General features: G+C 61.5%; 13 protein-coding genes. 5 read left to right on the forward strand and 8 right to left on the reverse strand.

Going from position 1 to position 10,348, the window contains the following annotated elements:
* The coding region (locus VN887_03830) for an ABC transporter permease (GenBank protein ID HXT39133.1) at positions 1 to 360 on the forward strand (360 nt) is incomplete at its 5' end.
* Positions 357 to 1,307: an ABC transporter permease gene (locus VN887_03835; GenBank protein HXT39134.1), complete on the forward strand. Its 951-nt coding sequence runs from the start codon at positions 357 to 359 to the stop codon at positions 1,305 to 1,307. The genes VN887_03830 and VN887_03835, both read left to right, overlap by 4 nt.
* Positions 1,308 to 1,326: 19 nt before the next feature.
* On the opposite strand, the gene VN887_03840 is transcribed toward VN887_03835, so the two are convergent.
* The 6 genes from VN887_03840 to VN887_03865 form a co-directional block, all read right to left on the reverse strand.
* Positions 1,327 to 2,157, reverse strand: a complete 831-nt coding sequence (locus VN887_03840) for a hypothetical protein (GenBank protein ID HXT39135.1) — start codon at positions 2,155 to 2,157, stop codon at positions 1,327 to 1,329.
* Between the two features lie 136 nt (positions 2,158 to 2,293).
* On the reverse strand, positions 2,294 to 2,746 hold the full coding sequence (locus VN887_03845; GenBank protein ID HXT39136.1) for a hypothetical protein: 453 nt from the start codon (positions 2,744 to 2,746) through the stop codon (positions 2,294 to 2,296).
* Positions 2,747 to 2,772: 26 nt separating this feature from the next.
* A complete protein-coding gene (locus VN887_03850; protein ID HXT39137.1) occupies positions 2,773 to 3,663 on the reverse strand; it encodes a tetrahydrofolate dehydrogenase/cyclohydrolase catalytic domain-containing protein in 891 nt (296 codons plus the stop codon).
* Complete coding sequence (locus tag VN887_03855) at positions 3,663 to 4,580, reverse strand: SH3 domain-containing protein (GenBank protein ID HXT39138.1); 918 nt, start codon at positions 4,578 to 4,580, stop codon at positions 3,663 to 3,665. The genes VN887_03850 and VN887_03855 overlap by 1 nt, the downstream gene beginning before the upstream one ends.
* A gap of 35 nt (positions 4,581 to 4,615) precedes the next feature.
* Complete coding sequence (locus VN887_03860; GenBank protein HXT39139.1) at positions 4,616 to 5,359, reverse strand: pseudouridine synthase; 744 nt, start codon at positions 5,357 to 5,359, stop codon at positions 4,616 to 4,618.
* A gap of 79 nt (positions 5,360 to 5,438) precedes the next feature.
* Positions 5,439 to 5,594, reverse strand: a complete 156-nt coding sequence (locus tag VN887_03865) for a small basic protein (GenBank protein HXT39140.1) — start codon at positions 5,592 to 5,594, stop codon at positions 5,439 to 5,441.
* A gap of 202 nt (positions 5,595 to 5,796) precedes the next feature.
* On the opposite strand from VN887_03865, the gene VN887_03870 reads away from it, so the two are divergent.
* The 3 genes from VN887_03870 to rsfS are packed head-to-tail and all read left to right on the forward strand — an operon-like array spanning position 5,797 to position 9,237.
* Positions 5,797 to 8,202 (forward strand): carbon starvation CstA family protein, encoded by a 2,406-nt coding sequence (locus VN887_03870; protein HXT39141.1) that lies wholly within the window; start codon positions 5,797 to 5,799, stop codon positions 8,200 to 8,202.
* Between the two features lie 58 nt (positions 8,203 to 8,260).
* A complete protein-coding gene (gene nadD / locus VN887_03875) occupies positions 8,261 to 8,836 on the forward strand; it encodes a nicotinate (nicotinamide) nucleotide adenylyltransferase (GenBank protein HXT39142.1) in 576 nt (191 codons plus the stop codon).
* 26 nt (positions 8,837 to 8,862) lie between these two features.
* Positions 8,863 to 9,237, forward strand: coding sequence for a ribosome silencing factor (gene rsfS, locus VN887_03880; protein ID HXT39143.1), 375 nt, complete (start codon positions 8,863 to 8,865; stop codon positions 9,235 to 9,237).
* Between the two features lie 63 nt (positions 9,238 to 9,300).
* Here rsfS and VN887_03885 read toward each other — a convergent pair whose 3' ends face one another.
* Both VN887_03885 and VN887_03890 read right to left on the reverse strand, forming a co-directional pair.
* Positions 9,301 to 9,588 (reverse strand): PUR family DNA/RNA-binding protein, encoded by a 288-nt coding sequence (locus VN887_03885; protein ID HXT39144.1) that lies wholly within the window; start codon positions 9,586 to 9,588, stop codon positions 9,301 to 9,303.
* Between the two features lie 115 nt (positions 9,589 to 9,703).
* On the reverse strand, positions 9,704 to 10,240 hold the full coding sequence (locus tag VN887_03890; protein ID HXT39145.1) for a DUF4149 domain-containing protein: 537 nt from the start codon (positions 10,238 to 10,240) through the stop codon (positions 9,704 to 9,706).
* Positions 10,241 to 10,348 lie beyond the last annotated feature (108 nt).

Genomic DNA, 10,348 nt, shown 5'->3' on the forward strand with positions numbered 1-10,348 from the left:
AAGATTTCCCGGCTGCTGCGCGAAGGAATGCTCGCCGTGCTCCCGGCCGAATTCATCACCACCGCGCGAGCCAAAGGGTTGGGCGAAACCACCGTGCTTTTGAAACACGCCTTCCGCCCCGGCGTGCTGCCGGTCGTGTCATATTCGGGCCCGCTGCTTGCCGACCTGTTGACCGGCTCATTCGTCGTCGAGAACATTTTCCAGATTCCCGGCATCGGCGTGTTCGTGGTCAACGGGACGTTAAATCGCGATTACACCATTGTCGTTGGCCTTGTCCTGATTTACGCCTTTCTCATCCTCGTTCTGAATCTTGTGGTGGATTTGGCCTATGGCTGGATTGATCCGAGGGTAAGGGCATGACCGACGCAGAAAGCCCCAATCGACGGGCGTGGCGCCGCTTTCGACGAAATCGCCTGGCCGTGGGCAGTGGCGCGTTTTTGTTCTCGGCCATCCTGCTCGTCGTGATCTGGCCGCTGTTTGCGACTCCGCGTTTTGCATCGCTTTTGCCGAGGGCGCTGACGTGGAAACCAACCACTCTCTCGGACGATCAGTTCCGGCCGCCAGACCTGGCCCATTGGTTCGGCACTGATGTCCACGGCCGGGATTTACTGAGCCGGGTGTGTTACGGCGCGCGGATCTCGTTGCTGGTCGGCGCCCTGGGCGCCTGCGTCAGTTTGTTCATCGGCGTGTTGTGGGGCGCAATCGCCGGATACTTCGGCGGATGCTGGGACGCCCTCATGATGCGGTTCGTTGATGTCCTCTACTCGCTCCCGTCGATTCTATTCGTCATAGTGCTGATTGCCGTCGTGGAGGAATCGTTCAAGGCATGGCTCGTGAGGGTGCTCTCGTCGGACGCAGGCGCGGCGGCCAACCTGCTCCTCTTGTTTGCCGGGTTGGGCGCGGTGTCCTGGCTGACGATGGCTCGCATCGTGCGGGGTGAGGTCCTGACGCTGCGGACACGCGGCTTCGTCGATGCCAGCCGGGCGCTGGGAGCGGGTCATCCGCGCATTCTACTGCGTCACATCCTGCCCAACGTTTACGGCATCATCATCACCTATCTGACGCTGACCGTGCCTTCGATCATGTTATACGAATCGTTCCTGAGTTACCTCGGCCTCGGCGTCCAACCGCCTCAGGCGAGTCTGGGATCGCTGATCGCCGAGGGCGCGTCACAGATCAACCCCATTCGCATCTACTGGTGGATGATCGTCCTCCCCGGGCTCACGCTCGCGTCCGCGCTGCTCGCGTTGAATTTCGTTGGTGACGGCCTGCGGGACGCCTGGGATCCGCGTTCGACGAGGGAATAAGCCAGCCGGCAGGCAGAACTCAGGGCTTCGCTTTTTTTTCCTTGTTCCGTGAGCCGAAGGGATTGCCCCGTTGATGCGGCCCGGTCGCCAACCGTGGCAGACGGGAAGGAGCGGTGCCAACGTAAATCCAGCCCACAACAATGTGCAGCAACCAGGCGAACAACAGCCCGACCAGATTGAGCCGGTTGAAACTGTAGAGCAGGATGGCCCCGCTCATCAGCAGGGCTCCGGGCGCCTGAGCGGCGGCCGCTACGCGCCAGCACCCGGACCAGTTCACGTGCCGGTCCGTATAAAATGTGATCAGGCGCAAAGGCAGCGAATACAGAGTCGCCAGCACCATCCAGCTGCCCATCACGCCGATCACCACCCCCACTCCGAGGCCGACGAGCAGGAACGGCCGCCACGCGCCCCACCACGGTTCGGCCCCGGAGCGATTCAAAGCGATGGTCCAGTTTTCCGGATACGGAACCGCGACGCAGCCAAACAGCGAGCAGATTTTGAAACCGCGACGCTCAAGCTCGAATTGCACATCGGCGCTCTGACCGAACCGGCTGCCTCCCTCCACGTCAACCGTGATGGAAAGAAACGTTCCCTCGGCCAGTCGCACTGGAGACGGGTTGTTCCATTCAAGCCGGCCGCCGCGGATCGCGCCCTTTTCCGGCAGGCGCGCGAGGGTCTTCTGAATGACGGGAAACCACGCTGAAACCAACAGGCAAAGCACGCTCGCGGCGACCAGCAACGCGACGATAAACTGCATGAACAGCAACCGCCCCGGCGGCGATCGCGAAAACGCCGCCACGCCGCCAAAAGTCATCGGCTGCCACGGAGGAAAAGGTGCGGGAGCTTCCATGCGCGAGCGTGCCGAGAATAAACCCGACCGCGCGATTATTTGAAACGAAATCCTCGAGAGAAGAACAAACCGGCGGCGGGTTTCCACAGGCCGGACCAGCGGGTTTGAAACCTGTTTTGCCTGGTTGAACGGCGCGCTAACCTTGCGGCTCCTGCCTGGCCGGGGGTTGCTGCGTTGGTACCGCGCCGGGCGGCGGTTGGACCACGACGACCGGCAGCGGGAACCGGATTTTCATCACATCATCCACGAGCACCTCCAGATAATAAATGCCGGCGGCCGGAAACTCGACCTGGGGGAGGACCGTCACGTTCGTGGCGTGATGCGAGGCATCCTGCAGCGCGAACTTCACCTGCCCCTTGCGCAACACGGTCGTCTGGTCCGGCGCGACCAGGCGGACGCTCTCCGTAAACTGGCCGAACCCCGCCGTCCACCGGTTGAACACGCACAGCTTGAAGGCCGTGACCGGCAATTGCGGAACGCGAATCGCCCCGATGACTCCGACGATGATAAAATTGCCGTTGGCTTCGGGCCGCACATCTTCGCACAGCAACGAGCATTGCAGGTCCGGAAGAATTCGAGTGGCATTCATAATCTGTATTGTCCGGCGACCAGCGATCATTCCGTCACGGTCAGTTCCGCGGCGCGAACCGTGTTTTGCATGAGCATCGCAATGGTCATCGGTCCCACACCGCCCGGATTGGGTGTGATTTTCCCGGCAACCGCCCGGACCCCAACGAAGTCCACATCGCCGACCAGTCGCGACCCGCCCTTTGCGCCCGCGTCCTTGATACGGTTGACGCCCACGTCAATCACCACCGCGCCGGGTTTCACCATGTCCGCTTTCACAAATTCCGCGACACCGATCGCGGCGATCAAAATATCTGCGCGCCGGCAATGTGCGGCGATGTCGCGGGTGTGCGAGTGGCAGAGCGTCACCGTCGCGTTGGCATGACGCGCTTTTTGAATCAGGATGGCGGCCATCGGCTTGCCGACGATGTTCCCCCGGCCCAGCACCACGACTTCCGAACACTCGATCTTCACCCCGGCGCGGATCAGCAGTTCGTGAACGCCCGCGGGGGTGCAGGGAAGAAAGCCCGACGCGTCCCCCAGCATCAGTTTGCCGACATTGATCGGATGAAAACCGTCCACGTCTTTCTGCGGCGAAACGGCGGCATAAACCGTGGCCTGGTTGATCGGGCGGGGAAGCGGCGCTTGCACGAGAATTCCGTGAATCCCCGGGTCCTCATTGAGCCGTGCGACAAGCTCCAGCAGGTCGTTTTCCGGAGTCGTCTCCGGCAGAACGTGTGTGAAGGAAGCGATGCCGAGCCGCGCGCCCATCCGCTCTTTCATGCCGACGTAAACCTGCGAGGCGGGATCCTCCCCGACGCGCACAAACGCCAGTCCCGGCCGGACTCCGCGCAGCTTCAGCGCCGCGATGCGCCGGGAGGTCTCGGCATGGATTTGTTCGGCAATGACACGCCCGTCAATGAGGTTGCCCGGCGACATCAGGGAACCACCTGAATCGATTCAACCTCAATGATCGGAGTGCTCGTCCAGCGCTGATCGATAAGTTCTTCTCCAGTCACGATGACCTTCTTGCCGGCGAACTTTTTCAGGTTGATGTCCTCGCTTTCGCTGTGAAGATAGTTGACCGTCTTGCGACTCTCCCGGTTCTCCAGGGCATACGAAGTCGGCGCCTGAATGCTGCGCGAAACGACCACGGTGCCTTCGCGGCTGACGACCCGTTTGGGCGGCGTTGTGTCCGCCGGTGGCGCGGGTGTGGGCGTTGTCGGCTGTGGCGTCGGTTGAGCCGTCGCCGCCGGTGAAGCGGTTTCCACGGCCGGCGCGGGCACCAGCTCCGGCTTGACGGTTTCAACCGTGGGAGCCGGCTGCGCGGGCGGAGTGTTCGTGTTTGCGGCCAACTCCGTGGCTGGCGGAACCGGTGCCGCCGTTTTCTCCAGCATCGCCGCCGCCACAAAAGCAAACGCGTTGGTCGGCGCCTCGATCTCCATCCAGTTGCCGTCGGTCCGGATCTCTTTGACTTCCGTGCCGCGGTCAAGGCGTCCGATCACGCTGAAGTTCTCGCCCGGTCCGGCCCGCAGGTTCAGCCGTTTGATGTTTACCGTGTGATTGTTTGTCTCGATGTAGGGTCCATAAACCCACACCGGCGTGTTCGGCGGCAGTTGTATCTTCGCCCACGTTGCCGGCTCGCCGCGCTTGCGCTTTTTGGGAGTGATCTCCTCCAGTACGATGACGGATTCGCCTTTCTTCAATTGAGTGATCACTTCACTGGTCGGCACGGCCTGCGCGCGCACGTTGACGCGGTTCCTCTTGACGACAGCGGCTTCCTCGGTCCGGGCGGTCAAAACCGTCGCTCCGAACACGACTGCAACGGCCCAAGCCCATCGAAAATTTGTTTTCATAACGGTCAGAAGTAGAAGTTTTATCCCCGGTCCTGTCAATGCTCGTGAGGCGGCACACCGTCGGCCCGATTACTGTTCGACAACAGGGTTTTGATTTCGGTTTCGCTCAGGGTCCGCCACCTGCCCGCGGGCAGGTCGCCCAGTTTGATGCGGCCGATCTGCGTCCGGCGGAGATGCGACACCGCCAGGCCCTGCGCCTCAAACATCCGCCGCACTTCGCGATACCTGCCTTCCGCCAGTTCCACCTCGACCACGCTGTGGGAATTGTTGGCGTTCAACAGCCGGGTTTTTTCCGCCTTCAGTTTCTCGCCTTCATGGACGATACCACGCGTCAACCGCCCCAGAACGTTCGGCTCCACGCGGCCTTCGACCGTGGCCAGGTATTTTTTTAGAACCCGGTAACGCGGGTGCGTCAGGCGCAGACAGAATTCCCCGTCGTTGGTGAGGAAAATCAGTCCCTCCGTGTCGTAGTCAAGCCGGCCCACGGGATAAAGGTTGCTCCACTCCTTGGGCAGCAGATCGCCGATGGCGCGGCGCTTTCCGGGATCGCGGCGGGAACAAATGTAACCTCGCGGCTTGTTCAGGGCGACGTACAGCCGGCGCTTCGGCCTGACCGATGTGCCATCCACGCTAACGCGGTCACGGGCCGGGTCAATTTTTGTCCCCAGCGTCCGGACCACCTCGTTGTTCACTTCCACCCGACCCGCGAGAATGATCTGCTCTCCGGCGCGGCGCGACGCGACTCCCGCATCGGCGAGGAATTTTTGCAGCCGAACCATTGAAGGAAAAGGATTCAAACCTTCAGGGCACAGGTGTGGCCGGGACGCGGCCCGGAACCCTCGCCAGCTTCAAACCCGATCAGGTTTCCGGCCTTGTCTTCCGAAGGCCGGAGACGCGGTCGCCGTCCTTCCACTGGCCGCGCTTCTTGAGCAGGGCGACTCGCTCAAATCGCTTGAGCACATTGCGTTTGGCGCCGGTCGTGCCGACGGCGCGAAGACTTGAATGCTGTGACATAGGTTCTAAAAAGGTTTCCGCTGGGTCTGTTGCGCCGACCGCTTTGTTCACAGCGGGCCGCGTGTTCTATCACACCTGAAACCAAATGCAAACCGTTAATTTCATTTGCAACGACCGGATCATAGCCTTGAAGGTTGAACCGCCGGGCAGAAGTCGTACAATCGGGCATCCATCACGAATCAGGACAATGAAACAGGCGTAGATGAGCCGCATTCTGAAAAACTTGATCTGGCTGGCGACCGCCCTGCTGGGCGGCGGCGCTTACGTCGTGCTTGCGACCCGGCTTGGCGAGCCGGTCAACTCCGCGTACATCCTCACGGCCGCGCTCTGCTCCTATGCGGTCGGCTACCGCTTCTACTCGAAATGGATTGCAGCGCGTGTGCTCGCCCTCAACGATCGTCGCGCCACTCCCTGCGAAGTCCGTGACGATGGCCGGGATTTCGTGAAGACGAACAAGTGGATCGTCTTCGGTCATCACTTCGCGGCGATCTCCGGTCCCGGACCGCTCGTCGGCCCGGTGCTGGCCGCCCAGTTCGGTTATCTTCCCGGAGCGCTCTGGATCCTGATCGGCGTCGTGCTCGGCGGCGCGGTGCAGGACTTCGTTATCCTGTTCTGCTCGATGCGGCGCGACGGCAAATCACTTGCCCAAATGGTGAAAGAGGAACTGAACACCGTGGCGGGCGTCATCGGCATCGTCGCCATTCTCGCCATCATGATCATCCTGCTGGCCGTCCTCGCGCTGGTTGTCGTCAACGCGCTTGCCGAAAGTCCCTGGGGCGTGTTCACCGTGGCGGCAACCATTCCCATTGCGATGTTCATGGGGGGTTACCTGCGCTGGTGGCGGGTTGGCAAGGTGATGGAAGCATCGGCGATCGGCGTTGTGCTCCTGCTGCTCGGCGTATGGGGCGGGCAATTCGTCCATGCGCATGCCGACTGGGCGAAGCTGTTCACTTTCGGCAAGGAACCGCTGGCCTGGTCGATCATCGTGTACGGATTTGCCGCCAGCGTGCTGCCCGTCTGGCTGCTGCTCGCGCCGCGTGATTACCTCAGCACCTTCATGAAGCTCGGCACGATCTTTGCGCTGGCGTTCGGCGTGTTTCTGGTGCTGCCGGTGTTGAAATTTCCGGCCGTCAGCCGGTTCATCGACGGCTCGGGGCCGGTCGTGGCGGGGAAGCTGTTCCCGTTCTGTTTCATTACCATCGCGTGCGGCGCGATCTCCGGTTTTCACACGCTCATCTCCAGCGGCACGACGCCGAAGATCATCACGCGCGAGAGTTACGCCCGCCCCATCGGCTACGGCGCGATGTGCCTCGAATCGCTGGTCGCCATCATGGCGTTGATTGCCGCGTGCTCCCTCGACCCCGGCGTTTATCTCAGCATGAACATCAAGGGCGCGGCCACGGAAACCGTCGCCAAAGTCACGTCGCTCGGCTTTCCCGTTACGGTGGACCAAATGAACCAACTCGCGGACACGATCGGCGAGAAGACGCTGTTTGGCCGCACCGGCGGCGCGGCGACCCTGGCCGTCGGCATGGCGCAAATCTTTCATCGGGCCGTGGGCAATCGCTGGCTCGATCTCTGGTATCACTTTGCGATCATGTTCGAGGCGCTGTTCATCCTCACGACCCTTGATGCCGGCACACGCGTGGGGCGTTACCTTCTTCAGGATGTCCTGGGCAATCTTTGGAAGCCGCTCGGCAATGTGAAGGACATCAAAGCGAACGTGCTTGCCAGCGGCTTGATGGTCGCCGGCTGGGGCTGTTTTCTGATTCAGGGCGTGCGCGACCCGCTCGGCGGCATCAATTCACTTTGGCCGCTCTTCGGCATTGCCAACCAGCTGCTCGCCGCCATCGCGCTCTGTCTGGCAACGACGGTAATTCTGAAAATGCAATTGGGCGGGAAGCCGCTGAGCGCCGGCAAGCCGCCAGCAGAATCGATCGAGACGGGCGTCCCTTCCGGAAGACCGACTCGCCCGATTTTCGTGCTTGTGACGCTGGTTCCGCTGGTCTGGCTTCTGACGGTGACGATGACGGCGGGATGGCAGAAGATTTTCGATGACGATCCAAAAATTGGATTCCTTGCCGCTGCAAACGTTTACTCGGCGAAAATTTCCGGGGCTTTTCCGGCGACTGGCGTTGCCAAATCCGATGACGCACTCGCTGCCGCGCAAGCAACTCTGGCACCGAATAAAAGGCTGCTTTTCAATAGCCTTCTGGACGCATTTGTCGCCGCCTTCTTTCTCGTGCTCGTCGTGTTGATCGTCGCCATCAGCGTACGCGAATGGATCCTGTTGCTCGCCCGTAAACGCGTCGCAATCCTGCGCGAGTCCGATCCGGTCTGGCTGCCGGACTACGCGGTGGCTGAAGGCCGGCCATTGCGCATCTTGAGCCTGCTTGCGCTCGCGTTCGCGCTGGCCAGGGAACTGTCCGGTGAAGCGGCGCTGGACCGCGCTCAGCAGACCGCCCGCGCCTGCGACTGCGGCCTGCCGGAGCATCACACGGTCAATCTGTCCGGCGAACAAAAGGCATCCACTCCGACGACGACCAGAGAGCAACTCTATATTGAGACGCTCGAAAAACGATACCGCGGCATCAACCGATGCTGCTGAAGCGCGGCCCTCGCAGTTTCCCATCGCAAATCGTCCCTCGTAAATCTAAATTCGCGCCGTGCAAAGCATCGGTCTGTTCGGTGGCTCGTTCAATCCCGTTCATCTTGGTCATCTGCTTGTGGCCGAGGCGGCGCGGGAAGAGCTGCAATTATCGCGCCTCTTCTTCATTCCCGCGGCGCAATCTCCTTTCAAACCCGGCTGCGCGCTCGCCCCGGCCGAGCAGCGGATGCAATTGCTGCGGTTGGCACTGGCTGGTCGGACCTATTGCGAGATCGATGATCAGGAGATCCGGCGCGGGGGCGTCTCCTACTCCGTCGAGACGGTGCGCGACTACGCCCGCCGTTTTCCCGACGCCCGGTTGTTTTACCTCATCGGTGCGGATCACGTTCCGCAACTGCCCAAGTGGCGCGATGCGGACGAGTTGGCCCGCCTCGTCGAGTTCGTGGTGGTGCCGCGACCGGGCGGTACGACCGCGGATTTCCCCCGGCCGTTTCGCGGCCTGCGGTTGAACGGGTTCCCGCTGGGCGTTTCGTCGTCGCAAATCCGCGACCGCGTGAAGGCCGGTTTGCCGGTGGACCTGCTGGTCGGACCGGCCATCGCCGAGGCCATCTGCAACAATCGTCTTTATCTTTGATCGGCGCTTCCCCATCCTCGCCCGCAATGGAATCGAAAAAGCTGGCGCTGCTCTGCCGCGAACTGGCCGACAACAGGAAGGCGGAAAACATCGTGATCCTCGACGTACGCGAGCTGTCGTCGGTCACCGATTATTTCGTCATTTGCACCGGATCGAGCGAGCCTCACCTGCGCGCCATCGTGGACGAAATCACGCAGCGGTTGCGTGAGATTCATGCGCTCCGCCCGCGCGCGATGGATGGCGAGTTGCGCACCGCGTGGGTCGTGCTGGATTTCTTCGATGTCATCGTTCATGTGATGCGCGCCGATGTGCGCGAGCACTACGATCTGGAAGGGCTCTGGGGGGATGCGCCGAGAGTGCGCGCGCGGAAAACGGCGCGGGCAAAACCGCCGGCAGATTGAACCCCACTGTCCCGGAACCGGACCTGGTTTCGGTGGCCGCGAGTGAAGGAACGGGAGGATGGACTACGGGTTCCGGGCGGGCATCTCCGTCGCCGCCCTCACCATTTCGTCCAGCAGGTTCTTGAACTCTGCCAACCCCGGCGCGGGAACAATGATCGTGTCGCGCCGCCCATTCACGTCCTCGGTAATTCGCAGGAAACGGCCTCGGGGATTCTCCTTGAGCGTGAACACAAAAACCTTCCGTTCAATTTGAATCTTTTCCGACCTCAGCGTCTCATCCGGCATCCCCGGTTTGTACCCCGCCGAATGAGTCCTCGGGCCGTACGGCGATGGACGTTCATTCGAGATCATACCGCGTGTTCGACCTGGCGCCAGCGGCGCCACCCACTACTATACTCACTTTCTTTTGCCCGTCACAAAGTTTGTCAACCTCCAATCGCAACCGTGAGTCCGCCGGTCGGCGGGCTCACACGCGGTAGCGATAACCGCTGCCCGGAGTGGACACCCGCCAGAGATACACCGCGACACCAGTCATGAGAAACAGGTTCAGCGCCTGAGACGCTCCGTGCCAGACGTTGAACGAGTGATGCGCCCGTTCGCGCTGCTGCTGCGTGGCGCTGGCGGAGTACATCGCCCGGTGCAAGTCATTCAATCTCGGAAGAATAATGACGCGCTCCCCGAGGCCCAGAGCAAAAATTCCGAGCAGCAGCCAGAGGGTCAATCGCTGCAGCGGCTTGCCCATGTAAAGCCATTCCGTGACCAGATGCAGGAGCGCGATCACGCCGCAGACCAGATGCAAAACAAAATATCGCGCAATGATGATTTGCGCGACGAAGCCGGCATAAGCCTTCGCGGCTTCAGAATCGATTCCGCCATGGAGACGGAGCATGTCGATCATTTCTCTCGAAAACAAAGCCGGCCCGATGCTGAATGTGAAGAAGATCGACGCCCCGAACCAGACTGCCGCGTTGGCCACGCCCACGAATCGCAATAAACCAATCACGCGCGCAGGTTAAAAAACTCCCGGACGAGTGCCAAGCCCGGATTCGCGAACGATCCGCCGCCGGCAGACCGGCTCCCGTGGAGGTTCATCCGCCGGCTGCGACGTCGG

It is taken from the genome of Candidatus Angelobacter sp. (genome assembly GCA_035607015.1).
In the GTDB taxonomy this organism is placed as follows: Bacteria; Verrucomicrobiota; Verrucomicrobiia; order Limisphaerales; family AV2; genus AV2.

Excerpts from the sequence above, each read along its gene's own strand:
- VN887_03840 (HXT39135.1), bottom strand. The coding sequence starts at position 2,157 with ATGGAAGCTCCCGCACCTTTTCCTCCGTGGCAGCCGATGACTTTTGGC.
- rsfS (HXT39143.1), top strand. The coding sequence starts at position 8,863 with ATGGAATCGAAAAAGCTGGCGCTGCTCTGCCGCGAACTGGCCGACAAC.
- VN887_03865 (HXT39140.1), bottom strand. The coding sequence starts at position 5,594 with ATGTCACAGCATTCAAGTCTTCGCGCCGTCGGCACGACCGGCGCCAAA.
- VN887_03855 (HXT39138.1), bottom strand. The coding sequence starts at position 4,580 with ATGAAAACAAATTTTCGATGGGCTTGGGCCGTTGCAGTCGTGTTCGGA.
- VN887_03850 (HXT39137.1), bottom strand. The coding sequence starts at position 3,663 with ATGTCGCCGGGCAACCTCATTGACGGGCGTGTCATTGCCGAACAAATC.
- VN887_03870 (HXT39141.1), top strand. The coding sequence starts at position 5,797 with ATGAGCCGCATTCTGAAAAACTTGATCTGGCTGGCGACCGCCCTGCTG.
- VN887_03835 (HXT39134.1), top strand. The coding sequence starts at position 357 with ATGACCGACGCAGAAAGCCCCAATCGACGGGCGTGGCGCCGCTTTCGA.
- VN887_03860 (HXT39139.1), bottom strand. The coding sequence starts at position 5,359 with ATGGTTCGGCTGCAAAAATTCCTCGCCGATGCGGGAGTCGCGTCGCGC.
- VN887_03845 (HXT39136.1), bottom strand. The coding sequence starts at position 2,746 with ATGAATGCCACTCGAATTCTTCCGGACCTGCAATGCTCGTTGCTGTGC.
- VN887_03885 (HXT39144.1), bottom strand. The coding sequence starts at position 9,588 with ATGATCTCGAATGAACGTCCATCGCCGTACGGCCCGAGGACTCATTCG.